This is a genomic window from Streptomyces sp. NPDC002536, from assembly GCF_053594995.1.
Map to the genome: position 1 here is coordinate 1 of NZ_JBSFWU010000019.1, position 23,326 is coordinate 23,326.

At 72.2% G+C, this 23,326-nt stretch carries 20 protein-coding genes and 5 tRNA genes; 12 read left to right on the forward strand and 13 right to left on the reverse strand.

Annotation, left to right across the window (positions count from 1 at the left end; genetic code table 11):
• Window positions 1–146 precede the first annotated feature (146 nt).
• Entirely contained in the window at window positions 147–887 is a 741-nt protein-coding gene (locus ACWD4B_RS09715; protein ID WP_336410151.1) for an SLATT domain-containing protein, read from the reverse strand.
• Window positions 888–1,160: 273 nt separating this feature from the next.
• Between ACWD4B_RS09715 and purD the strand changes: the two genes are divergently transcribed.
• The 6 genes from purD to ACWD4B_RS09745 all read left to right on the forward strand — a co-directional run bounded on the left by purD (window position 1,161) and on the right by ACWD4B_RS09745 (window position 9,306).
• Window positions 1,161–2,408 carry a phosphoribosylamine--glycine ligase gene (gene purD / locus ACWD4B_RS09720; protein ID WP_451420268.1) on the forward strand — a complete coding sequence of 416 codons (1,248 nt, stop codon included), beginning with the start codon at window positions 1,161–1,163 and terminating at the stop codon, window positions 2,406–2,408.
• 350 nt (window positions 2,409–2,758) lie between these two features.
• Window positions 2,759–4,420, forward strand: a complete 1,662-nt coding sequence (locus ACWD4B_RS09725) for a hypothetical protein (protein WP_451420269.1) — start codon at window positions 2,759–2,761, stop codon at window positions 4,418–4,420.
• A 175-nt stretch (window positions 4,421–4,595) separates the two neighbouring features.
• Window positions 4,596–6,074, forward strand: a complete 1,479-nt coding sequence (locus ACWD4B_RS09730) for a N,N-dimethylformamidase beta subunit family domain-containing protein (protein WP_451420270.1) — start codon at window positions 4,596–4,598, stop codon at window positions 6,072–6,074.
• A gap of 71 nt (window positions 6,075–6,145) precedes the next feature.
• Window positions 6,146–7,045: a phosphoribosylaminoimidazolesuccinocarboxamide synthase gene (locus ACWD4B_RS09735; protein ID WP_451420271.1), complete on the forward strand. Its 900-nt coding sequence runs from the start codon at window positions 6,146–6,148 to the stop codon at window positions 7,043–7,045.
• 201 nt (window positions 7,046–7,246) lie between these two features.
• On the forward strand, window positions 7,247–7,954 hold the full coding sequence (locus tag ACWD4B_RS09740; RefSeq protein WP_451420272.1) for a response regulator transcription factor: 708 nt from the start codon (window positions 7,247–7,249) through the stop codon (window positions 7,952–7,954).
• On the forward strand, window positions 7,951–9,306 hold the full coding sequence (locus ACWD4B_RS09745) for a sensor histidine kinase (RefSeq protein WP_451420273.1): 1,356 nt from the start codon (window positions 7,951–7,953) through the stop codon (window positions 9,304–9,306). Before ACWD4B_RS09740 ends, ACWD4B_RS09745 begins: the two co-directional genes overlap by 4 nt.
• 68 nt (window positions 9,307–9,374) lie before the next feature.
• Here the strand turns inward: ACWD4B_RS09745 and ACWD4B_RS09750 are convergent.
• From ACWD4B_RS09750 to ACWD4B_RS09795, 10 genes are all read right to left on the reverse strand, one after another.
• Window positions 9,375–9,447, reverse strand: a tRNA-Gly gene (locus ACWD4B_RS09750).
• Between the two features lie 35 nt (window positions 9,448–9,482).
• Entirely contained in the window at window positions 9,483–10,109 is a 627-nt protein-coding gene (locus tag ACWD4B_RS09755; RefSeq protein ID WP_451420274.1) for a response regulator, read from the reverse strand.
• Window positions 10,106–11,338: a sensor histidine kinase gene (locus ACWD4B_RS09760; protein WP_451420275.1), complete on the reverse strand. Its 1,233-nt coding sequence runs from the start codon at window positions 11,336–11,338 to the stop codon at window positions 10,106–10,108. Before ACWD4B_RS09760 ends, ACWD4B_RS09755 begins: the two co-directional genes overlap by 4 nt.
• Before the next feature lie 24 nt (window positions 11,339–11,362).
• Window positions 11,363–12,166 (reverse strand): ABC transporter permease, encoded by an 804-nt coding sequence (locus ACWD4B_RS09765; RefSeq protein WP_451420276.1) that lies wholly within the window; start codon window positions 12,164–12,166, stop codon window positions 11,363–11,365.
• The gene (locus ACWD4B_RS09770) at window positions 12,166–13,119 is read right to left on the reverse strand and encodes an ABC transporter ATP-binding protein (RefSeq protein WP_451420277.1); all 954 of its coding nucleotides are present in this window, start codon (window positions 13,117–13,119) and stop codon (window positions 12,166–12,168) included. Before ACWD4B_RS09770 ends, ACWD4B_RS09765 begins: the two co-directional genes overlap by 1 nt.
• Before the next feature lie 134 nt (window positions 13,120–13,253).
• A tRNA-Gly gene (locus ACWD4B_RS09775) sits at window positions 13,254–13,326 on the reverse strand.
• Window positions 13,327–13,403: 77 nt separating this feature from the next.
• Window positions 13,404–13,475: transfer RNA gene (locus ACWD4B_RS09780), tRNA-Gly, on the reverse strand.
• A gap of 44 nt (window positions 13,476–13,519) precedes the next feature.
• Window positions 13,520–13,591, reverse strand: a tRNA-Gly gene (locus ACWD4B_RS09785).
• A gap of 44 nt (window positions 13,592–13,635) precedes the next feature.
• Window positions 13,636–13,707: transfer RNA gene (locus ACWD4B_RS09790), tRNA-Gly, on the reverse strand.
• Window positions 13,708–13,855: 148 nt separating this feature from the next.
• Window positions 13,856–14,173: a histone-like nucleoid-structuring protein Lsr2 gene (locus tag ACWD4B_RS09795; RefSeq protein WP_336410140.1), complete on the reverse strand. Its 318-nt coding sequence runs from the start codon at window positions 14,171–14,173 to the stop codon at window positions 13,856–13,858.
• A gap of 329 nt (window positions 14,174–14,502) precedes the next feature.
• Here ACWD4B_RS09795 and purS point away from each other — a divergent pair, with 329 nt between their 5' ends.
• The 6 genes from purS (at window position 14,503) to purM (ending at window position 21,379) form a co-directional block, all read left to right on the forward strand.
• Window positions 14,503–14,748: a phosphoribosylformylglycinamidine synthase subunit PurS gene (purS, locus tag ACWD4B_RS09800; protein WP_052858499.1), complete on the forward strand. Its 246-nt coding sequence runs from the start codon at window positions 14,503–14,505 to the stop codon at window positions 14,746–14,748.
• Window positions 14,745–15,428, forward strand: a complete 684-nt coding sequence (gene purQ / locus ACWD4B_RS09805; RefSeq protein ID WP_336410139.1) for a phosphoribosylformylglycinamidine synthase subunit PurQ — start codon at window positions 14,745–14,747, stop codon at window positions 15,426–15,428. The genes purS and purQ overlap by 4 nt, the downstream gene beginning before the upstream one ends.
• Window positions 15,425–17,686, forward strand: coding sequence for a phosphoribosylformylglycinamidine synthase subunit PurL (gene purL / locus ACWD4B_RS09810; protein WP_451420278.1), 2,262 nt, complete (start codon window positions 15,425–15,427; stop codon window positions 17,684–17,686). Before purQ ends, purL begins: the two co-directional genes overlap by 4 nt.
• A 132-nt stretch (window positions 17,687–17,818) precedes the next feature.
• Window positions 17,819–18,607 carry a sterol carrier family protein gene (locus tag ACWD4B_RS09815; protein WP_451420279.1) on the forward strand — a complete coding sequence of 263 codons (789 nt, stop codon included), beginning with the start codon at window positions 17,819–17,821 and terminating at the stop codon, window positions 18,605–18,607.
• A 112-nt stretch (window positions 18,608–18,719) separates the two neighbouring features.
• Window positions 18,720–20,237, forward strand: coding sequence for an amidophosphoribosyltransferase (gene purF / locus ACWD4B_RS09820; protein ID WP_336410136.1), 1,518 nt, complete (start codon window positions 18,720–18,722; stop codon window positions 20,235–20,237).
• Between the two features lie 47 nt (window positions 20,238–20,284).
• Window positions 20,285–21,379, forward strand: a complete 1,095-nt coding sequence (gene purM, locus ACWD4B_RS09825; protein ID WP_451420280.1) for a phosphoribosylformylglycinamidine cyclo-ligase — start codon at window positions 20,285–20,287, stop codon at window positions 21,377–21,379.
• A gap of 135 nt (window positions 21,380–21,514) precedes the next feature.
• Here the strand turns inward: purM and ACWD4B_RS09830 are convergent, their stop codons facing one another.
• Entirely contained in the window at window positions 21,515–21,784 is a 270-nt protein-coding gene (locus ACWD4B_RS09830; protein ID WP_451420281.1) for a DUF3073 domain-containing protein, read from the reverse strand.
• A gap of 319 nt (window positions 21,785–22,103) precedes the next feature.
• Window positions 22,104–23,225, reverse strand: coding sequence for a Leu/Phe/Val dehydrogenase (locus ACWD4B_RS09835; protein ID WP_451420282.1), 1,122 nt, complete (start codon window positions 23,223–23,225; stop codon window positions 22,104–22,106).
• Window positions 23,226–23,326: the final 101 nt, after the last annotated feature.

Here is a 23,326-nt window from a genome sequence, read left to right on the forward strand (position 1 = left end):
CTTTTCTGCTTGGTGGAGCGTGGGTCTGGGGTCTTTGATGGTTTTCAGCTGTGGGGGCGTGCGCCCCGTACGGGGCGCGGGGCTGTTTCGATTTGCGGCTCCGCCGCGTGGGCGCGACCAGCCACGACGTACCCGCAGATGAGCCCCTACCGCGGCGACTCCGGCGGCCGCTGCCGCGGCATGTTCGGCCGCGTCCCCGGGGGCAATGGGAACCGCCCGATTGCCCCCCCGGCATCGCCGCGAGGCGACCACGCCACCAGCGACTGCGTCAGCAGCGGCGCCGGCCCGGCCCGGAACTCCACCATCCAGTCCGCCGTCTCGGCCCGTACGAGCTCGGACACGTCCTCCGAGAAGCGCCGCAGCACGGTCAGGCACCGCTCGGCGGCCTCGCTGGCCGTACCCTCCGTCGGACCGAGGACCTCGCGCACGCACTCCGATGCCCAGTCGAACTGCAGGGCCTCCAGGCGCCGTTGCACCGCCTGGGCCGTCGCGACGGCCCGCATCCAGCCCGTCGTCAGCCCGAAGTAGCGGTCGCAGGCCACGCATGCCACCGCGCCCAGCAGGAAGAGGAACGCCCAGGCCGTTCCCCCGCGCAGCGCCTTCGTCAGCTCCAGCACCGGCAGCGCGGCCCCGATCACGGCGCACACGGCCGCCGCGAGCCGCAGCGCGCGGGCCCAGCGGCGCTTCCAGGCGCGGTCGGCGAGGTACCAGTCGGCCAGATACAGTGCGCCGCTCTCCACCCACCGGTAGAGCTCGTCGAGCCGCACGGCGGGCTCGCCCCAGTCCCCCTGGGGGAAGGTCCGGCCGCGCAGGTCGCCCCGGTGCTGCCCTCCCTGGCCTCCCTGCTCCCGCGGAGGCCCCTCGGGCTGCATCTCAGGCTGGCTCACCCCTGCTCTCCCTTGATTTGTCGTCTTGCCGTCATGGCGTCATAGCAGTGCGCAGTTTCCTTCCTACCGCCGAACGGTTGGCGTTGGAGGCAAGATCCGGCCTTTTCCGTCCGTAAGTGCAGGGGAATCGGGTATAGGGCGCTCGCACCCTCACTCGAAAGAGTGGGCCGGAGAGGGGGCGGAGATTCCATGGAGGGCCCACGGAGGTTCCTACGAGCCGGGCCCGGGGCCCGCGTCGTAGTGATCGACAGGGCAGGCCGTAGGGTGACCCCTGTGAAGGTCCTCGTCATCGGCGGCGGCGCCCGCGAACATGCCCTGTGCCGCGCTCTCTCCCTCGATCCCGACGTCAGCGCGCTGCACTGCGCCCCCGGCAACGCCGGGATCGCCGACGTCGCCGAGCTGCACCCGGTGGACGCCCTCGACGGCGCCGCCGTGGCGGAGCTCGCCGCGGCACTGGGTGCGGACCTCGTGGTGGTCGGCCCGGAGGCCCCCCTGGTGGCGGGCGTGGCCGACGCGCTCCGGGAGCGCGGCTTCCCCGTCTTCGGCCCGTCGGCCGAGGCGGCGCGGCTGGAGGGCTCGAAGGCCTTCGCCAAGGACGTGATGGCCGCCGCGAACGTCCCCACGGCCCGCAGCTACGTGTGCACCACCCCGGCGGAGGTCGACGAGGCCCTGGACGCCTTCGGCGCCCCGTACGTCGTCAAGGACGACGGCCTCGCGGCGGGCAAGGGCGTCGTGGTCACGGCCGACCTGGAGGCGGCGCGCGAGCATGCGCTGGGCTGCGACCGTGTGGTGATCGAGGAGTTCCTGGACGGGCCCGAGGTCTCGCTCTTCGCGCTCACGGACGGCGAGACGGTCGTCCCGCTGCAGCCCGCGCAGGACTTCAAGCGCGCGCTCGACGGGGACGAGGGCCCCAACACCGGTGGCATGGGCGCCTATTCGCCGCTGCCGTGGGCGTCGCCGAAGCTCGTCGACGAGGTGCTGGAGAGCGTGCTGCAGCCCACCGTGGACGAACTGCGCCGCCGGGGCACGCCCTTCTCCGGGCTGCTCTACGCGGGCCTGGCGCTCACCTCGCGCGGGGTGCGGGTGATCGAGTTCAACGCGCGCTTCGGCGACCCGGAGACCCAGGTCGTGCTGGCCCGTCTGAAGACCCCGCCGGCCGGACTGCTGCTGGCCGCCGCGACGGGCGGCCTGGCCGAGGTGCCCCCGCTGCGCTGGAGCGACGGCGCGGCCGTCACCGTCGTGATCGCCTCGCACAACTACCCGGGCACCCCGCGCACGGGCGACGTCATCGAGGGGCTGCCGGAGGCCGCAGAAACGGACGAGGCGTACGTGCTCCATGCGGGCACCGCCCGGGACGCCGAGGGCCGCGTGGTCAGCGCGGGCGGCCGGGTGCTGTCCGTGACCGCGACCGGTGCCGACCTGGCCACCGCCCGGGACCGGGCGTACGCGGCCGTGTCCCGGATCCGGCTGGAGGGTTCGCACCACCGCACGGACATCGCGGAACAGGCCGCCAGGAGCTGACGGCGCCGTGCCCCGAAGGGGCGCGGGGAACTGCGCGACCGGCCACAGCGAGCCCGCAGCTGACGCACTCCACTGCGCACGGAGTGCTTGGCGCCGTACAAGCTTTAGCCAAAGCCATTCGATCGGGTGACCGATCCCCCAACCGGCTGACGGATGCCGTGCCCGCAATCTAGGGTCGGCGGAGGCCGCCTGCCGTCCGACTGACGGGGCGGCCCAACTGGCCCACCGGCATTGCGATGTCGGAGGCCGGTGCCACAGTGGGGGAGACAGGCAAAGGACTGCGGCACGGGCCCCGCCCGCGCCGCACACCTCGGCGGAGCACTACCGGCAACTGGGGGTGATCAGGTCCCGTGGCAGTTCCCGAAACCGGCGCGCACGCCGCGCGCACCCGAGCCCTCGCCGTGCTGCGCGTGCGCAGCGCCGCGCTGGCCGTCGCCCTGCTGCCCGCGGCGGCTGCGGTCGTGCTGCTCACGGGCCGGCTCACCGGCCACATCCCGGACGGCTCCGGCTGGGAGACGCTCCGCGGGGCGGTGGGCGTCCTCGCCGTCGTCGTGCTGCTGCTGGCGGCCGCCGTGGCCGCCGTGGTCGCCCGGGCGAGACCGGCCCTCAGCCCCACCGTCCCGATCCCCGAGGAGACCGCCCCCGACCTCTACCGCCTGGTCCGCGACCTCGCCGACCGGATGGACGTCCCGGCGCCCTCCGCGATAGCCCTCACCCCCGACTGCGACAGCTGGCTGGAGGACCGCACGCATCCCGCGCACGCCTCCGCGCGCGGCGTCCTGCCGGCCCGCGGGCGGGCCTGCGCGGCCCCCGTGCTGGTGATCGGCTCCCCGTTCCTGTGGTGGATGCGGGTCGCCGAACTGCGCGCCCTGCTCGCACCCGTGGTGGCGGGCACGGGCCCCTCCGCCCACCCCGACATAGCGGCCGCGCGCCGTTTCGTCCGCGGGCTGGACGCCGCCGTGGCGGTCGCGGCCGGGCGGCCCGCCCTCGCCTTCGTGGGCTGGGCCGCCCGGCTGCTGCTGCGCTCCTGCCGCGGCCACGCCGCCGAGATGGAGCGCGGCGTGGCCGCAGCCGCCTCCGAGCGCGCCCAGACCGTGGACTACGGGCTGCGCATCGTCGCCCAGGAGCAGGTCGGCCTCGCCTACGCCGGCTGGGACCGGCTGCTGAACCGGGTCGCCCTGCCCGCCTGGCGGATGGGCCGCTGGCCCTCCCGGCTGGACGCGGGCGTGGTCTCCGCGCTCACCGAGCTCTCCCGCCGCGACCGGCTCGCGGAGGGCTTCGCCTCCCGGCTGGGCGAGCGGCCCGCATGCGATCTGCTGGAGGAGCCCGGCGTCATCGACGAGGCCGCCTCGCTGCTGGCCGCCCGGCTCTTCCACGGCGGTCCGCAGGAGCCCGGCCCCGGCTGGTCCCCGGTCGCCTGGAGCCAGTACCCGGAGGAGGTCGTGGACCGCAAGTGGCGGCTGGAGGCCGCCCGGCTGCACCGTGTTCTCGACGTTCTCGACGACCTGGCCCCCTACGGCGCCGCAGGCGCCCTGGCCGGCCCCGGCCCCGACGCCACCCCCGCGGCGCCCACCGTGGCCCGCGTCCTGGAGCGCCTCAGCGGCCCGGCGGGCAGCGGGCTCGGCGAGGAGCTGGGGGTGCGGCTGAGCGCCGAAGTCGCCCGCGAGGCCGCCCTGGAGGAGCGCCCGGAGTACCCCGGCGCGGCCGCCCCCGCGGGCGACCCCCGGTGCGACGGCCTGGCCCCGCTGTTCCCGCTCCAGCCGCCGCGCAGCGGCCGCGAGCTGCTCACCGACCATGTGACGGCCATGGTGTGCTGCGCCGCCGTGGACACCGCCGGCGCCGTCCCCGGCCTGGACTGGCTGGACGGCCCGGCCCTGCTGGTCGGCGGCGCCCGCCGCGCGGACCTGGCCCGTACGGTGCTGAGTCTGGTCGAGGAGGGGGACGGCGAGCCGCTGCGTGCCTGGCTCGGCGAGGTCGGCGTGCGGTCGGAGAAGCCGGTACGGCTGGTCTGACCCCTGGCGAACAGGCCTGGCTGATGTGACGATGTGACGCTGCGTATGGGCTCGGACCATCACTTTCGGGGAATTTCGCGACGACCGGTGACGAGCCGGACCGTCCATGTGCTCTGCTGGGACGGCTGAGGCGGGACGGAACCGGCGCCACGGGGGCACAGGGGAGGGAGCGCAGATGGGTACGGACCAGATCCGCCGCTGGGAGTCCGGCGCGCTCGCGCACGCCGTCTCGGATCCCTTCGGCCAGGGCCCGCTGCCCTGGCTGCGCGGCGACGAGTACTACTTCGCCGACACCGGCCAGATCATCCCCTGGTACGTGGACCCGGTCCCGGACCGGGCCGGCCCGGGCGTGCCCGTGCCCCGCCGCCCCGGCCCCCGCACGGCCGACGACGTCCACCGCCAGATCAAGGGCTTCGCCACCGCGAGCACCGTCGCCCCCGGCGAGGCCGTGGACTTCCGCATCACCGTCGACCCCCCGCAGCAGTTCGGCGTGGACATCTACCGCATCGGCCACTACGGGGGCGACGGCGCAGCGAAGATCAGCAGCAGCCCCCGGCTCTCCGGCATCGTCCAGCCGCCGCCGCTCACGGCGGAGCGCACGGTCTCCTGCCACCACTGGTGGCTCTCCTGGCGGCTGCAGATCCCCGGCTACTGGAGCACCGGCGCCCATGTGGCCGTCCTGACCACCGCCGACGGCTACCGCAGCCACATCCCCTTCCTCATCCGCGACGCCACCCCCGCCGACTTGCTGCTCGTCCTGCCCGACATCACCTGGCAGGCCTACAACCTCTACCCGGAGGACGGCCGCACGGGCGCCAGCCTCTACCACGCGTGGGATGCGGACGGCCGGCTGCTCGGCGAGGAGGGCGCGGCCACCACGGTCTCCTTCGACCGCCCCTTCGCGGGCGCCGGCCTGCCGCTGCACGTGGGCCACGCCTACGACTTCATCCGCTGGGCCGAGCGCTACGGCTACGGCCTCGCCTACGCCGACACCCGCGATCTGCACGCGGGCCGCATCGACCCCTCCCGCTACCGGGGCATGGTCTTCCCCGGCCACGACGAGTACTGGTCGGTGCCCATGCGGCAGGCCGTGGAGTCCGCGCGGGACGCCGGCACGTCGCTGGTCTTCCTCTCCGCCAACACCATGTACTGGCAGGTCGAGCTCGCCCCCTCGCCGGCCGGCCCCGACCACCTGCTCAGCTGCCGCAAGCGCCGCGGGCCCGGGCGCTCGGCCCTCTGGAGGGACGTTTCTCCTCCTGAGCAGCAGTTCCTCGGCATCCAGTACGCGGGCCGGGTCCCGGAGCCCGCCCCCCTGGTCGTCCGCAACGCCGACCACTGGCTGTGGGAGGCCACGGGCGCGGGCGAGGGCGACGAGCTGCCCGGCCTCGTCGCGGGCGAGGCCGACCGCTACTACCCCCGGACGGCCCTGCCCGAGCACACCCGCCGGATCCTCCTGGCGCACTCGCCCTACAAGGACGGCGAGGGGGCCGTACGGCACCAGGAGACCTCGCTGTACCGGGCCCCGAGCGGCGCCCTGGTCTTCGCCGCGGGCACCTTCGCCTGGTCCCCCGCCCTGGACCGGCCCGGCCACATGGACGCCCGCGTCCAGCGGGCCACGGCCAACCTCCTGGACCGCATCTGCAAACGCTGCTGATCCCCGCCCCGCCGCCGCCCGGGCCCATGCGGCAGAATCGAGGGGCTTGGACAAACCACCAGGAGGATTGCGTGTCCGGATTCGTCGAGAAGCCCGAACCGGTCGAGGTGCCGGGGCTCCAGCACCTGCACACGGGCAAGGTCCGTGACCTCTACCGCGACGAGCACGGCAATCTGGTGATGGTCGCCAGCGACCGGATGTCCGCGTACGACTGGGTGCTGCCCACCGGGATCCCGGGCAAGGGCCGCATCCTCACGCAGCTGTCCCTGTGGTGGTTCGACCGCCTCACGGACCTCGTCCCGAACCACGTGATCTCCACCGACGTCCCGGCCGGCGCCCCCGCGGACTGGGCCGGCCGCACGCTCGTCTGCCGCTCCCTGGACATGCTCCCGGTCGAGTGCGTGGCCCGCGGCTACCTGACCGGCTCCGGCCTCGCCGAGTACCGCCAGACCCGCACGGTCTGCGGGCTGGCCCTCCCCGAGGGCCTGGAGGACGGCTCCGAACTCCCGTCCCCCATCTTCACGCCCGCAACCAAGGCGGAGGTCGGCGAGCACGACGAGAACGTCCCGTACGAGGAGGTCGCCCGCCGGGTGGGAGCCGAGACGGCGGCGCAGCTGCGGCAGCTGACGCTCGCGGTCTACGGGCGCGCCCGGGACATCGCCCGGGACCGCGGCATCATCGTCGCGGACACCAAGTTCGAATTCGGCTTCGGGGGACGGGACCTGGTCCTCGCGGACGAGGTCCTGACCCCCGACTCCTCCCGCTTCTGGCCGGCGGAGGAATGGCAGCCGGGGAGGGCGCAGCCCTCCTACGACAAGCAGTTCGTCCGCGACTGGCTGACGTCCCCGGAATCCGGCTGGGACCGCCACGGCGAACTCCCTCCGCCCGAGCTCCCGGCGGAGGTCGTGGAACGCACGCATGCCAAGTACGCGGAGGCGTACGAACGCCTCACGGGCACCAGGTGGGCCTGACGGCCCGGTTGGCGGGGTAAGCGGGTTGCGGCGGTTTCAAAGGTGCGGTCACCTTTGGACCCGGCTGCGCCCTGCGGTGCCGCGCCCCGTCAGGGGCGCGGGGAACTGCGCGAGCAACCACAGTGCACCCGCACCGGATAAGAGTGCTCTCAGACACGGCGTGCCAGAGTGGGCGGTGCCCGCACGATCACGGAGGCCCGTATGCCCACGACGCCAGTCGTCCTGGTCGTCGACGACGACCCGGACGTCCGCGCAGCGGTCGTCGACGGCCTCACCGTCGAGGGCTACGACGTCCGCTCGGCAGCAGACGGCCTCGAGGCCCTTTCGGCGATCGCCGAAAGGGCCCCGGCGGCCATCGTCCTCGACCTCGCCATGCCCGTCCTCGACGGCCTCGCCGTCTGCCGCCGCCTCCGCTCGCTCGGCGACCGCACCCCCGTGCTCGTCCTCACCGCCCGCGACGCCGTCTCCGACCGGGTCGCGGGCCTGGACGCGGGGGCCGACGACTACCTCGTCAAACCCTTCGCCCTGGACGAGCTCCTGGCCCGCCTCCGGGCCCTCCTCCGCCGCGCGGCACCGGAGGCGCCGCCCGAGGCCGAGGGCGCCGGCCTCGCCTTCGCGGACCTCCGCGTCGACCCGGTCACCCGCACCGGCGTGCGCGGCAGCGCCGAACTGGACTTCACCCGCACCGAGTTCGCCCTGCTGGAGGTGTTCCTGCGGCACCCGGGACAGGTGCTGCCCCGCGAGGTGATCCAGGAGCGGGTCTGGGGAACGGACTTCGGTCCGGAGTCCAACTCCCTCGCGGTCTACATCGGTTACCTGCGCCGCAAGCTGGAGACGGGCGGCGCGCCCCGCCTGATCCACACCGTGCACGGCATCGGCTACCGCCTCAGCGAGCCGGGCGACCGGTGAGACGCCTCCGCCTCCGCGGCCGCCTGGCCCTGGTCACCTCCGCGGCCGTCGCCCTCGTCGCGCTCGGCGTGCTGGCCGCCGCGTACGTCGTCATCCGCTACGAGCTCGGCCGCCAGCTGGACCTCCAGCTCAAGCAGCAGGCCTCCCTGATCACCCAGCAGAACCGCGGCAGCAACGCCCACGGCGCGCTCTACGGCGAGTGCTCCTGGCTGGCCGCACCCGCCTGCGCCCAGCTCGTGCCCGCCGACCCCACGGCCCCCGGCCAGAGCGGCCTGGTGCTGCCCGTGACCGGCGCCACCCGCCGCGTCGCGGCCGGCACCCTGGGCCCGTACTACAGCAACATCAGCCTCAACGGCCGCGCCCTGCGCATGTACACGCAGCAGTTCCCGGGGCACCTCGCCCTCCAGGTGGCCGTCCGTTCCGACACCGTCGACCAGGGCGTCCGGCAGGCGGGCCTGCTGCTCGGCGCGGTCGGTGGCGCAGGTGTCCTGCTCGCGGCGGGCCTCGGCTATGCCACGTCCCGGACCTCCTTGCGCCCCGTCACCCGCCTCACGGCCACCGCCGAGCGCATCGCCGCCACCCGCGACCCCGCCCACCGCATCGAGCTGCTCCCGTACGAGGCGCGCCGCCAGGACGAGATCACCCGTCTCGCGACCAGCTTCAACACCATGCTCGGCGAGTTGGAGGAGGCGGTCGCCGCCCAGCGCCGCCTCGTCGCCGACGCCTCCCACGAGCTGCGCACCCCGCTCACCGCGCTGCGTACCAACGCCGAACTCCTGGCCCGCGCCGACCGCCTCTCCGCCGCCCAGCGCGACCGTGCCGCCGAGGCCCTGGGCCGTCAGATGCGCGAGGTGACGGGCATGGTCAACGACCTGATCGAGCTGGCCCGCGACGAGGAGCCGCAGCCGCTGGTGGAGCAGGTGCGCCTCGACGGCCTCGTCGAGCGCTGCGTGGCCCAGGCCCGCGGCCACTGGCCGCACACGGTCTTCACCGTCGACGTGACCGGGGTCACGGTCCTCGGCGTCCCGGCCCGGCTGGCCCGGCTGCTGTCCAACCTGCTCGACAACGCCGCCAAATTCAGCCCGGCCGGCGCGATGGTGGAAGTGCGCCTGGCCCGTACGGACGGCGCCGCCGACCTCACCGTTCGCGACCACGGCCCCGGCATCTCCGCGGAGGACCTGCCGTACGTCTTCGACCGCTTCTACCGCTCCCGCCAGGCCCGCGCCCTGCCCGGCTCCGGCCTGGGTCTGGCCATGGCCCGGCAGATCGCCCGGGCCCACGGGGCGGAGCTCACGGCGGAACGGGCCGAGGGCGGGGGAGCGCGCTTCCGCCTGCACTTCCCAGAAGCCTGAGGCGGTACGGGGGAACACGGGGGAACGACGAAGGCCCCGGTCGCCATGACCGGGGCCTTCGTTCTACGAGCGGACGACGAGACTCGAACTCGCGACATCCACCTTGGCAAGGTGGTGCTCTACCAACTGAGCTACGTCCGCATTTCGCTCCGCTCTTCCGTGCGGTGCGAGAACCACTATAGCCAACCCTGAGCGCGTGCGGTGCGCGCTGCCGCGTGACGGTTCTCCGCACCCAGCTTCGCGACGGCCGAGGAGAGGTAGTTGCGGACCGTTCCCGGCGTCAGCGAGGCCCGCTCCGCGATCTCCGCGACGGGGGCCCCGTCCTCGGCCAGTTCCAGCAGTTCGGCCTCGCGCGCGGTCAGCGGCGAGTCGCCCGCGCTGATCGCGTCGGCCGCCAACTCGGGGTCCACGTAGCGGTTTCCGGCGTGCACGGTGCGGATGATCTCGGCGAGCCGCTGGGCCGAGACGGTCTTCGGGACGAACGCGCGCACCCCCGCCTCCAGGGCCCGCTTGAGGTGTCCGGGGCGGCCGTGACTCGTCACGATCATCGAGCGGCACGAGGGCAGTTCGGCGCGCAGGGATGTGGCCACCGTCACACCGTCGGCACCCGGCATCTGAAGATCCAGCACCGCCACATCGGGCCGGTGCACCCGCGCCATGGCGAGCGCCTCCGGACCCGAGGCGGCCTCGGCGACGACCTGCAGATCGTCCTCGAGCCCCAGCAGGGCGGCGAGGGCGCCGCGGATCAGGTGCTCGTCGTCGGCGAGCAGTACGCGCAGTGGTTCCCGACGCTCCTCGGTCATGCGGCCGTCCCCTCCCCGATCTCCGCCGTCAGCCGGAACGTACCCCGGTCCCCGGGCCCGGCCACCAGCGTGCCCCCCAGCACCGCCAGCCGCTCCCGGAGCCCCGCGATCCCCGAGCCTCCCTTTCCGGCCGGCGCCGGGCCCCCGTCCCGGACGCCGTCGTTCTCTATGACCAGCACCGCCCGTGCCCCCGCGTCCGTCACGCGCAGCCGCACCGCACAGCGCGTCGCCTCCGCGTGCCGCAGCACGTTGGTGGTCGCCTCGCGCACCACCCACCCCAGGGCCGACTGCACGGCGGGCGGCAGCCGGTCGCTGTCCGGGCCGTCGATGCGGCACGCGATCCCGGCGGCGCTCAGCACCCCGCGCGCGCCCTCCAGTTCCGTGTGCAGATCGGCCTCCCGGTAGCCGCGCACGACCTCGCGGACCTCGCGCTGGGACTCCTGCGCAATGCGCTGCACCTCGGCCATCTGGTCCAGCGCGGCAGGCGAACCGCGCCGCCCGAGCTGCACCGCGAGCTCGCTCTTGAGCGCGATCACCGCGAGGTTGCGGCCCATCACGTCGTGCATGTCCCGCGAGAACCGCAGCCGTTCCTCGGCCACGGCGAGCCGGGCCTGGATCTCACGGGCGGCGTCGACCTCCCAGACGATGGCGAGCATCCACCCGGACACCCGCGCCACGAGGATGATCCATGCGCTGATGAACAGGGCGACCACCGAGTCGCCCACCGCGGCCGGCACCGGAGCGCCGCCCGCGGCGAACATCACGGCCACGGCGGCCGAGCCCGCCAGCGTGCCGGCGGCGTACACGCGCTTGCGCGCGATCAGGCAGAACGCCCCCAGCGGCGGCAGCGCGGTGGACATCATCATCGTGAGCCCGATCTGCGGGGTGCCGTCCGGCGTCCTCGTGGTCGGCAGGAAGACGAGAATGCCGAGCGCCGCCGCCATGAGCACCAGCGAGCAGGCCATCCGTCCCCGCAGCGCAACCTCCTTGCCGAGGTAACGGTCGAGCGCGCGCCCCAGGAGCTGCTTGCCGACGACGCACTGGGCGACGGCCACCGCGATCAGTGACCAGGCCAGCACCGCGGACCCGCGCCCGTCGGCCATGGCCACCACGGTGGCCGCCTCGACGAGGAGGGAGAACCACGGGATCACGTACAGCGCGGTGCGCGTGTAGAGATCGATCTGCTCGACCTTGCTCCGGCTGCGAAACCTCCGCACCCACCCGACCACGAGCCGTCCCCCCTGCTGCTTCGCTCAGTGCCGCGGTTCCCAGCGGAACCACCGGCGTACAGCAAACACGGCCACCACGGTCCAGGCCAACGCGGCCCCGAGGTGCCCCAGCGCCTCGCCCGTGCTCGCACCGCCGAGCCAGCCGGTGCGCACCAGTTGGAGGACCGGCGTCATGGGCAGCACCTCGCAGAACGTCGCCAGTCCGTGGGGCATGGCCTCCAGCGGCCAGAACATCCCGGAGAAGATCATCGAGACCATGACGAACGGCAGCGCCGTGAGCTGGGCGCTCTCCGAGTTCTTGGTGAACCGGGTGAACACGGCGGCCAGCGCCGCGAGCAGCACGATCCCCAACAGCATGCCCGCGACCAGCAGTTCGGGCCGTGCCGGTGCCCGCATGTGCAGCCACACCGAACCCGCCACCACCAACAGCACGCACTGTGCAAGGGCGATGGCCGCCGAGGGCAGCGCCGTCCCCGCGAGGATCTCCGCATCCCCCGCCTCGCCCGTCCGCAGCCGCTTGAGCACGAGCTCCTGGCGGCGCGCGGTGTAGACGGTGATGAGGCTGGTGTGGACGACGAAGAGCAGGACGTAGCCGAAGGCGCCCGTCATCGTCACCTCGGTCAGGGACAGCCCCGTCCCGCTCAGGTCCGCGTTCTTCGTCGCCGACCGCAGCATGTAGATCATGAGGACCGGCATCACCAGCGCCGTGTACAGCGCCACCCGGTTGCGTCCCAGCAGCTTCATCTCCGCCCGGCCGAGCGCCAGCGCCCGTCCCGCGACGGTCGTCGTGCTCGTCGAGACCCCCGTACCCGTCGTGCCCACCGCCATCACGCGTCCCTCCCGGACTCCGCCGCCGTACCTGCTATCGCCAGGAACGCCTCTTCCAGCGAGGCGGTCCGTGCGTCGAGCCCTTCCAGCTCGACGTCCTTGTCCCGGGCCCACACCAGCAGCCCGGTCAGCGTCCGCTGCAGCTCCCGGGTCTGCAGCTCCACCCGTCCGTCCGTCTCCTCGTGCCGGAGCACCCCCAGCTCGGCCAGCGGCGGCAGATCGCCGACGAACCAGCCGTCCGGCATCGCGAAGCGGATCCGCGCCGGGTACGCGCCGATCACCTCGCCCGGCGTCCCGGAGGCCACGATGTGCCCCCGGTGCATGATCGCCAGCTGGTCGGCGAGGGCCTCGGCCTCCTCCAGGTAGTGCGTGGTGAGCAGGATCGTGGTGCCCTCCGCGCGCAGCTGCCGGACCAGTTCCCAGGTGGTGTGCCGGGCCTCCGGGTCCAGCCCGGTGGTGGGCTCGTCGAGGAAGAGCACCTCGGGCCGCCCGAGCAGGGCCAGCGCGAGGTCCAGCCGCCGCCGCTCGCCGCCCGAGAGCTGCTTGACGCGCACGTCGCGCCGCCCGCCGAGCCGGACGAGGCCGAGCGCCTCGTCGACGGGCCGGGCGCCGCTCGTGCAGCCCGCCCACATCGTCACCGTCTCGGCGGCCGTCAGCTCGGCCGGGAAGCCGCCGTCCTGCAGCATCATCCCGATCCGCGGCCGCACGACCCTGCGTTCGGCGTACGGATCGTGGCCGAGCACCCGCGCCGAGCCGCCCGTCGGCCGGGCGAGGCCCTCCAGCAGCTCGACGGTGGAGGTCTTGCCCGCACCGTTCGTCCCCAGCAGCGCGAAGAGCTCCCCGCGCCGGACGTCGAAGGAGACGTCCCGTACCGCCTCGTACCCCTTGTCCCCGGCCGGCCCGTAGCGCCGCCGCAGCCCTGAGGCCGTGATCACACTGTCCCCGTGGTTCATGTCCCCAAGCCTTCCGGCGGATCCGGGCGGGAGGCAGTGCGAGCTGTCACGACTTGGGATGACGAATGTCATCCGCCGGCTCCCGGGAACACGACGAAGGCCCCGGTCGCAATGACCGGGGCCTTCGTTCTCTGAGCGGACGACGAGACTCGAACTCGCGACATCCACCTTGGCAAGGTGGTGCTCTACCAACTGAGCTACGTCCGCATGCTTCCGACCAGCTCTCACTGGGCGGCGCGAACACCACTGTACCGGACTCCGGGGAGTGGTCGGTAAGCGATGAGAGCGGGTGACAGGAATCGCACACTGCGCCTCCCCCTTGGAAAGGGGGCGCTCTACTACTGAGCTACACCCGCATGTCCGTCCGACGCGGCCGCGGATGCGGCCGGTGAACGGTCAGAGCGGGTGACAGGAATCGCACACTGCGCCTCCCTCTTGGAAAGAGGGCGCTCTACTACTGAGCTACACCCGCGCGTCCGTCCAGCGCGGCCGCGGATGCGGCCGGTGAACGGTCAGAGCGGGTGACAGGAATCGCACACTGCGCCTCCCCCTTGGAAAGGGGGCGCTCTACTACTGAGCTACACCCGCGTGACCTCCGAAGTGCCGCCCGGTTTCCCGGACTTGCCCCTCGGCGTTGATCCAGACTCTAGCTGATCACTGGGGGTGCTTGGCAAATCGGTGCCCGGCCGGGGCCGGCCGGGCAGGAGCGGGGCGGGGACGCGGCGGCGGGGGGCCGTCAGGCCCCCGCGTTGAACGCCTCGTAGACCTTCTTGGGGATGCGTCCGCGGGGCGGCACGTCCATGCCGTGCGAGCGGGCCCAGGCGCGCACCGCCGCCGGGTCCGGGGAGACGGCCGTGCGGTGGTAGACACGCCCCGACCGCGACTTCTTGCGGCCGACCGCCACGTAAGGCGCGAGCAGCTTTCGCAGTTTCTTCGCATTGGCTGTGTTCAGGTCGATCTCGTACGACTTGCCGTCGAGCCCGAAGGCGACGGTCTCCGCGGCTTCCCCGCCATCGATGTCGTCGGAGAGGGTGACCACTACGCGCTGCGCCACGGAAATCGGTCCTTTCGGCCGGTATCGCCGCGGTGACCTGCGGCGATGCAGGGGTTTCTATGGATTGCCGACGTGTTCTCGGCCAATACATATTCATTTGTACAGCAAAGGGCATTGCAGGGTGAAGCCCAGTTAATTCCGTCCGGGCCGCCCGGTGCAATGGGAACCGGGTGTTCGCCCGGCATTTTTCCGGAATTTTTTCCCGGGCGTCATCGGTGGTGACGCGAAAACACGCCGGGCGGTTCCAGCATATCTATGCGCGTAGATTTTTCGGGGCGGTACTGTGGGCCTCACCGCTTCAGCTCACGCACCACACACCGGGAGTGCCAGTGGCACGCGTCGTAGTCGACGTCATGCTCAAGCCGGAGATCCTCGACCCGCAGGGGCAGGCGGTGCAGCGCGCACTGCCACGCCTGGGCTTCGAGGGGATCGCCGACGTCCGTCAGGGCAAGCGCTTTGAACTCGAGGTGGAGGGTCCGGTCGACGACGCCGCCCTCGCCCGTATCCGCGAGATGGCGGAAACGTTTCTCGCGAACACCGTGATCGAGGACTTCACCGTGCGGGTCGACTCGTGACGGCACGCGTAGGAGTCATCACCTTCCCCGGCACTCTCGACGACCGCGACACCCAGCGCGCCGTCCGGATCGCCGGCCTTGAGCCCGTGCCGCTGTGGCACCGCGACAAGGACCTCAAGCAGGTCGACGCCGTGGTCCTGCCGGGCGGTTTCTCCTACGGCGACTACCTGCGAGCGGGCGCCATCTCGCGCTTCTCGCCCGTGATGGGGTCCGTCATCGACCAGGCGAAGGCGGGCATGCCCGTCCTCGGCATCTGCAACGGCTTCCAGGTGCTCACCGAGACGCACCTGCTGCCGGGCGCGATGCTGCGCAACAACCACCTGCACTTCATCTGCCGTGACCAGAAGCTGCGGGTGGAGAACGCGGACACGGCCTGGACCGCCGACTACGCGGCGGGTCAGGAGATCTCCGTCCCGCTGAAGAACATCGACGGCCGCTACGTCGCCGACGAGCGCACCCTCGACGAGCTGGAGGCCGAGGGCCGGGTGGCCTTCCGGTACCTCGACGGCAACCCGAACGGTTCGCTCCGCGACATCGCCGGCATCACCAACGCGGCCGGCAACGTCGTCGGCCTGATGCCGCACCCCGAGCACGCCGTCGAGCCGCTGATCGGCACCGGCCGCACGGACGGCCTCGGTTTCTTCACCTCGCTCCTCAAGAAGCTGGTCAACGCGTCATGACCCTGGACACCGTCAAGCACGCCGCCGAGAGCCCCGACACCGCCCAGCCCTGGGCCGAACTCGGCCTGAAGCAGGACGAGTACGAGCGCATCCGCGCGATCCTCGGCCGCCGCCCGACCGGCGCCGAGCTCGCGATGTACTCCGTGATGTGGTCCGAGCACTGCTCGTACAAGTCGAGCAAGGTGCACCTGCGCCAGTTCGGCGAGAAGGCCCCCGAGAACGACGCCCTCCTCGTCGGCATCGGCGAGAACGCGGGCGTCGTCGACGTCGGCCAGGGCTACGCGGTCACCTTCAAGGTCGAGTCGCACAACCACCCCTCCTACATCGAGCCCTACCAGGGCGCGGCCACCGGCGTGGGCGGCATCGTCCGCGACATCCTCGCCATGGGCGCCCGCCCGGTCGCCGTGATGGACCCGCTGCGCTTCGGCGCCGCCGACCACCCCGACACCAAGCGGGTGCTGCCCGGCGTCGTTGCGGGCATCGGTGGCTACGGCAACTGCCTGGGCCTGCCCAACATCGGCGGCGAGGTCGTCTTCGACTCCTGCTACCAGGGCAACCCCCTGGTCAATGCCCTGTGCGTGGGCGTGATGAAGCACGAGGACATCCACCTCGCGAAGGCCTCCGGAACCGGCAACAAGGTCATCCTCTACGGCGCCCGCACGGGCGGCGACGGCATCGGCGGCGTGTCCGTCCTCGCCTCGGAGACCTTCGACGCAGATAGTCCCGACGGGGTCTCCGCCAATCGCCCCGCCGTCCAGGTCGGCGACCCCTTCCAGGAGAAGCTCCTCATCGAGTGCACCCTGGAGCTCTTCCGCGAGCACCTGGTCGAGGGCATCCAGGACCTCGGCGGCGCCGGCCTGTCCTGCGCCACCAGCGAGCTGGCCAGCGCCGGTTCGGGCGGCATGCGCGTCGAACTGGACCACGTGCCGCTGCGCGATGCGACCCTCTCGCCCGAGGAGATCCTCATGAGCGAGTCGCAGGAACGCATGTGCGCGATCGTCGAGCCCGGCAAGGTCGACCGCTTCCTGGAGATCTGCGAGAAGTGGGACGTCATCGCCACCGTCATCGGTGAAGTCACCGACGGCGAGCGGCTGGAGATCTTCTGGCACGGCGAGCAGATCGTCGACGTCCCGCCGCGCACCGTCGCCCACGAGGGCCCGGTGTACGAGCGCCCGTACGCCCGCCCCGGCTGGCAGGACGCACTCCAGGCGGACGACGCGGCGAAGCTGCCGCGGCCGGCGACCGCGGAGGACCTGCGCCGGCAGGTCGTCCAGGTGATCTCCTCCCCGAACCAGGCCTCCAAGTCCTGGGTCACCGACCAGTACGACCGCTTCGTGCAGGGCAACACGGTGCTGGCGCAGCCGGAGGACTCCGGCATGGTCCGCATCGACGAGGAGACGAACCTCGGTGTCGCCGTCGCCACGGACGGCAACGGCCGCTACGCCAAGCTCGACCCGTACGCGGGTGCGCAGCTCGCGCTCGCGGAGTCGTACCGCAACGTCGCCGCGACCGGCGCCCGGCCGCTGGCCATCTCCAACTGCCTCAACTTCGGCTCGCCCGAGGACCCGGCGGTGATGTGGCAGTTCGCCGAGGCCACGCGCGGCCTGGCGGACGGCTGCCTGGAGCTGGGCACGCCGGTGACCGGCGGCAACGTCTCGCTCTACAACCAGACCGGCGACACCGCCATCCACCCCACCCCGGTGGTCGCGGTGCTCGGCGTCATCGACGACGTCAACCGCCGTACGCCGATGGCCTTCCGCGAGGAGGGGCAGCTCCTCTATCTGCTGGGCGACACCCGCGAGGAACTGGGCGGTTCGGCCTGGTCGCAGGTGATCCACGACCACCTGGGCGGCCTGCCGCCGAAGGTGGACCTGGCACGCGAGAAGCTGCTCGCCGAGATCCTGATCTCGGCTTCGCGCGACGGCATGATCGACGCGGCGCACGACCTGTCGGACGGCGGTCTGATCCAGGCCGTGACGGAGTCCTGCCTGCGCGGCGGGCGGGGCGCCCGCCTGGTCGTCCCGGACGACCTGGACCCGTTCGTCCTCCTCTTCTCCGAGTCGGCGGGCCGCGCCGTCGTCTCGGTCCCGCGCAGCGAGGAGCTCCGCTTCACGGACATGTGCGGGGCGAGGGGCCTGCCGGCGGTGCGGATCGGCGTGGTGGACGGCGATTCCGTGGACGTCCAGGGCGAGTTCGCCATCCCGCTGGCGGAGCTGCGCGAGGCGCACGAGGCGACGATCCCGGCACTGCTGGCGTAGTCGCCCCCCGCGCCCCGCAAGGGGCGCGGGGAACTGCGCGATCAGCCACGACGCGCCCGCAGTCGAACGCGCAACTCCCCGTCCCGGCACGGCAGCCGGGGATTGTCGGAGGCGGCCCCTACGCTGAGGCCCATGCCTCCAACTCAGCGTGCCCGCAAGTACGACGCCGCCAAGCTGGCGGCAGCCATCACCGCACAGCTGCAACACGTGCGGACCGTGGTGAGCGGGCTCACCGAGCCCGAACTCCGGTTGCCCACCCGCCTCAAAGGGTGGACGGTGCGCGAGCTGGTCGCCCACATCCCCCTCACCGTCGGCGTCGTCAACCGCACCCTCGAAGCCCCCGCCGCGCCGGCCCGGGAGATGACCCCGGTGGAGTGGCCCGCGGCAACGGCCGCCCTGGCTGCGCACGCCGATGAAGTGGCCCGTAAAACGGCTGCGGAAGCGAAGCCGCTCGACCTCCTCGACGGCATTGCCGCCCGGTTCGCCGAACTGACCTCCGTCGCGCCCGCGGACCGCCTCCTCGCGGTCCGTTCCGGTGCCATGCGGCTCGACGACTTCCTGGTCACGCGCTGTGCCGAACTCGTCGTCCACACCGACGATCTGGCCGATGCCCTGGGCGCGGAGATCCCGTTCGACCGCCAGGCGCTGGCCGCCACCGCCCGCCTGTTCGCCGACACCCTGGCCGCCAGGGCCCCCGGCGGCTCCGTGGAGGTCCGTGTCCCGCCCTTTGCGGTGATCCAGTGCATCGAGGGCCCCCGGCACACCCGCGGTACCCCGCCCAACGTCGTGGAGACCGATCCCCTGACCTGGATCCGCCTCGCCGCGGGGCGTGTCGCCTGGCCGGAAGCCGTGGCCGCCGCATCCGTCACTGCGAGTGGCGAACGGGCCGACATCTCCGCACAACTGCCCCTGCTGGGCTGAGGACATGGCGCTGCCGGTGATGCGCTGTGCGCACCGCGTGGCTCAGCGTGGTGTGAGAATTCCCGCCCGTCCCCGGTTCGGATGAACCTCGTCCCTGCCATAGACTCGAGATGTGCCTCGTGGTGACGGACGACTCAACCACGACCTGCTCCCCGGCGAAAAGGGCCCCCAGGACGCATGTGGCGTCTTCGGTGTCTGGGCTCCGGGGGAAGCGGTCGCAAAACTCACCTATTTCGGGCTGTATGCGCTGCAGCACCGTGGACAGGAGTCCGCGGGCATCGCGGTGAGCAACGGCTCCCAGATCCTCGTTTTCAAGGACATGGGACTGGTTTCCCAGGTCTTCGACGAAACCTCCCTCGGCTCCCTCCAGGGCCATATCGCGGTCGGTCACGCCCGCTACTCCACCACCGGAGCCTCGGTGTGGGAGAACGCCCAGCCCACTTTCCGGGCCACGGCGAACGGCTCCATTGCGCTCGGCCACAACGGCAACCTGGTCAACACGGCCGAGCTCGCCGAGATGGTCGCCGCCCTCCCGCGGGAGAACGGCCGCGCCACCCAGGTGGCCGCGACCAACGACACCGACCTGGTCACGGCCCTGCTCGCGGGCCAGACCGACGACGACGGCAAGCCGCTGACCGTCGAGCAGGCGGCCGCCAAGGTGCTGCCCGACGTCAAGGGCGCCTTCTCCCTCGTCTTCATGGACGAGCACACGCTGTACGCCGCGCGTGACCCGCAGGGCATCCGCCCGCTGGTCCTCGGCCGCCTGGAGCGCGGCTGGGTGGTGGCCTCCGAGACGGCCGCCCTGGACATCGTGGGCGCGAGCTTCGTGCGCGAGGTCGAGCCCGGCGAGCTCGTCGCCATCGACGAGAACGGCGTGCGCAGCAGCCGCTTCGCGGAGGCCCGCCCCAAGGGCTGTGTCTTCGAGTACGTCTACCTCGCCCGTCCCGACACCGACATCGCCGGCCGGAACGTGTACCTCTCCCGCGTGGAGATGGGCCGCCGGCTCGCCGCCGAGGCCCCGGCCGACGCCGACCTGGTGATAGCGACCCCGGAGTCCGGCACCCCGGCCGCCGTGGGCTACGCCGAGGCGAGCGGCATCCCGTACGGCTCGGGCCTGGTGAAGAACAGCTACGTCGGCCGGACCTTCATCCAGCCCTCGCAGACCATCCGCCAGCTCGGCATCCGCCTCAAGCTCAACCCGCTCAAGGAGGTCATCCGGGGCAAGCGCCTGGTGGTCGTCGACGACTCGATCGTCCGCGGCAACACCCAGCGCGCGCTGGTCCGGATGCTCCGCGAGGCCGGTGCGGCCGAGGTCCACATCCGGATCTCGTCCCCGCCGATCAAGTGGCCGTGCTTCTTCGGCATCGACTTCGCCACCCGCGCCGAGCTGATCGCCAACGGCATGACCGTGGAGGAGATCGGCAAGTCGCTGGGTGCGGACTCGTTGGCCTACATCTCCCTGGACGGCATGGTCGAGGCGACGACGATCGCCAAGCCGAACCTCTGCCGCGCCTGCTTCGACGGCGAGTACCCCATGGAGCTGCCCGACCCCGAGCGGCTCGGCAAGCACCTCCTGGAGACCGAGCTGGCCGGCGGCCACGACGCGGCCGACGCGCTGCGCCGCCCGTAGCACTCCGTAGCCCCGCAGTAACGAACGACACGAAAGATCTCAACGTCATGTCTGCTGAGTCTGTTGGGCGTGCTTCGCACGCGGGCACCGGTGCCAGCTACGCAAGCGCGGGCGTCGACATCGAGGCGGGCGACCGCGCCGTCGAACTGATGAAGCAGTGGGTGAAGAAGGCCACCCGCCCCGAGGTCGTCGGCGGCCTCGGCGGCTTCGCCGGCCTCTTCGACGCCTCCGCCCTCAAGGGGTACGAGCGCCCGCTGCTCGCCTCCGCCACCGACGGCGTGGGGACCAAGGTCGACATCGCCCGGCGCATGGGCGTCTACGACACCATCGGTCACGACCTGGTCGGCATGGTCGTGGACGACCTGGTCGTCTGCGGCGCCGAGCCGCTGTTCATGACCGACTACATCTGCGTCGGCAAGGTCCACCCGGACCGGGTCGCCTCGATCGTCAAGGGCATCGCCGAGGGCTGCGTCCTCGCGGGCTGCGCCCTGGTCGGCGGCGAGACCGCCGAGCACCCGGGCTTGCTGGGACCGGACGAGTTCGACGTGGCCGGCGCGGGCACCGGCGTGGTCGAGGCGGACCGGCTGCTGGGCGCCGAGCGCATCCGCGAGGGTGACGCCGTCATCGCGATGGCCTCCTCCGGACTTCACTCGAACGGGTACTCACTGGTCCGCCATGTGCTCTTCGACCGGGCCGGCTGGGAGCTGGACCGGGAGGTCCCGGAGTTCGGCCGCACCCTCGGCGAGGAGCTGCTGGAGCCGACCCGGATCTACTCGCTCGACTGCCTGGCCCTCACCCGGACGGCCGAGGTGCACGCCTTCTCGCACATCACCGGCGGCGGACTCGCCAACAACCTGGCCCGGGTGATCCCGGACGGCCTGCACGCGACCGTCGACCGGTCGACGTGGACCCCGGGTGCGGTCTTCGACCTGGTCGGCAGGCTCGGCGGGGTCGAGCGGCTGGAGCTGGAGAAGACCCTGAACATGGGCGTCGGCATGATCGCCGTCGTCCCGCAGGAGTCGGTGGACGTGGCCCTGGCCACCTTCGCGGACCGCGACGTGGACGCGTGGGTGGCAGGCGAGATCGTGGACGGTGCCGATCACGCGGAGCCGGTGACCCTGACGGGTGAGTACGCGGTCTGAGGTGAATCACAGTGAACCGCGCCCCGAAGGGGCGCGGGGAACTGCGCGATCAGCCACAGCGGACCCGCACGTGCAGGCAGCACACAACCCGGTCCGGGCGAAAGCCCGGACCGGGTCGGTGAAGATGTCAGCGCGTCAAGCGCGGCGACGGTAAGCAGACTGGTCGGACGAAGCGCTGTGCTCGTCCTCGTCCTCGTCCTCGTCCTCGTTGTAACGCGCCGCGTACTGCGCGTACGGGTCGTCGTCCAGCTCGTCTTCGAGCGGCTCGCTCTGCGGCGGCTGCTTCGTCGACGGCTGCGTTGCGCCCAGCTCATTGGCCAGACGCGAGAGGTCCGTCCCGCCGCTGTTGTACTTCAGCTGGCGGGCGACCTTTGTCTGCTTGGCCTTGGCCCGGCCGCGCCCCATGGCTCGACCCCCTCATTGACGGGGCTCGACGGCCCCAGAGTCTTGACACGCGTTCACGTTCATGAGTCAGAGCGGACCCCTGGGTTAGGTGTCCGGCCTGTAGGGCTTCAACGGTACCTGCTTCCGCGGCCATACGGTACGTCGCCCGCATGACGTGCCACGCAGCACAACCGGCGAGGCGCCCTGTCCCCGCTGGTCAGCTGCGATTTTAACGTGTCCTGGGCGCCGACCCGCCGAGAGGTGAGAGGGATCTCTCCTTTCACACCTCCCGACGGCCTTCTGTGGGGACCCCTGTGCGGGGACCGTGCACCCGATCGGGCTAACGGGCGGCGGCCTGGCGGGGAACGGAGGCGCGGGCCTCGGCCATGCGCTGCTCGGCGAGCCGGTCCGCCGCGGCGGCCGGCGGGATGCCGTCGGCCTTGGCGCGGTCGAATATCGCCAGGGTTGTGTCGAAAATCGTGGTCGCCTTGGCCTTGGCGCGGTCGAAATCGAAGCCGTGCAGCTCGTCGGCGACCTGGATCACGCCGCCGGCGTTCACCACGTAGTCCGGCGCGTAGAGGATCCCGCGGTCGGCGAGGTCCTTCTCGACGCCCGGATGGGCGAGCTGGTTGTTGGCGGCGCCGCAGACCACGGTGGCGGTCAGGGCGGCCACGGTGGCGTCGTCGAGCGCGCCGCCCAGGGCGCAGGGGGCGTAGACGTCGAGCGGCGTGCGGACCAGCGCCTCCGCGTCCGCGACAGCCGTGATCTGCGGGTGGCGGGCGGTGATGCGTGCGACCGCGTCCGCTCTGACGTCGGTGACCACGACCTCCGCGCCGTCCGTGATCAAGTGCTCGACCAAGTGATGGCCGACCTTGCCGACGCCGGCGATGCCGACCCGGCGGCCCCGCAGCGTGGGCTCGCCCCACTGGGTCTGCGCGGCGGCCCGCATGCCCTGGAAGACGCCGAAGGCGGTCAGCACGGACGAGTCGCCGCAGCCGCCGTTCTCGGGGGAGCGGCCGGTGGTCCAGCGGTTCGTGCGGGCCACGACGTCCATGTCCTGGACGTAGGTGCCGACGTCGCAGGCGGTGACGTAACGGCCGCCGAGGGAGGCCACGAAGCGGCCGTAGGCGAGCAGCAGCTGTTCGGTCTTGATCAGTTCGGGATCGCCGATGATCACGGCCTTTCCGCCGCCGTGCTCCAGCCCTGCCATGGCGTTCTTGTACGACATGCCGCGCGACAGGTTCAGCGCGTCCCGCACCGCCTCCTCCTCGGAGGCGTACGGGTAGAAGCGGGTGCCACCGAGGGCGGGGCCCAGGGCGGTGGAGTGGAGGGCGATGACGGCCTTGAGGCCGGTCTCACGGTCCTGGCAGAGCACGACCTGCTCATGGCCGCCCTGGTCGGACGTGAACAGGCTGTGCAGGACGCCGTCGGCGGCGCCGGAGGAGGGACGTACGTCAGTCACGGTGGTGACTCCATATGTCGCGTTGGTCGCCCTCCTCGGGGTGGCGGAGGGCCGGTTGGCACGAGGGTAGGGCCTGGAAAGCCGCAGGACGGGTCCCGTGC

Excerpts from the sequence above, each read along its gene's own strand:
- ACWD4B_RS09830 (WP_451420281.1), bottom strand. The coding sequence starts at position 21,784 with ATGGGGCGCGGCCGGGCCAAGGCCAAGCAGACAAAGGTCGCCCGCCAG.
- purL (WP_451420278.1), top strand. The coding sequence starts at position 15,425 with ATGACCCTGGACACCGTCAAGCACGCCGCCGAGAGCCCCGACACCGCC.
- purM (WP_451420280.1), top strand. The coding sequence starts at position 20,285 with ATGTCTGCTGAGTCTGTTGGGCGTGCTTCGCACGCGGGCACCGGTGCC.
- ACWD4B_RS09755 (WP_451420274.1), bottom strand. The coding sequence starts at position 10,109 with ATGACCGAGGAGCGTCGGGAACCACTGCGCGTACTGCTCGCCGACGAC.
- ACWD4B_RS09765 (WP_451420276.1), bottom strand. The coding sequence starts at position 12,166 with ATGGCGGTGGGCACGACGGGTACGGGGGTCTCGACGAGCACGACGACC.
- ACWD4B_RS09740 (WP_451420272.1), top strand. The coding sequence starts at position 7,247 with ATGCCCACGACGCCAGTCGTCCTGGTCGTCGACGACGACCCGGACGTC.
- ACWD4B_RS09730 (WP_451420270.1), top strand. The coding sequence starts at position 4,596 with ATGGGTACGGACCAGATCCGCCGCTGGGAGTCCGGCGCGCTCGCGCAC.
- ACWD4B_RS09770 (WP_451420277.1), bottom strand. The coding sequence starts at position 13,119 with ATGAACCACGGGGACAGTGTGATCACGGCCTCAGGGCTGCGGCGGCGC.
- ACWD4B_RS09815 (WP_451420279.1), top strand. The coding sequence starts at position 17,819 with ATGCCTCCAACTCAGCGTGCCCGCAAGTACGACGCCGCCAAGCTGGCG.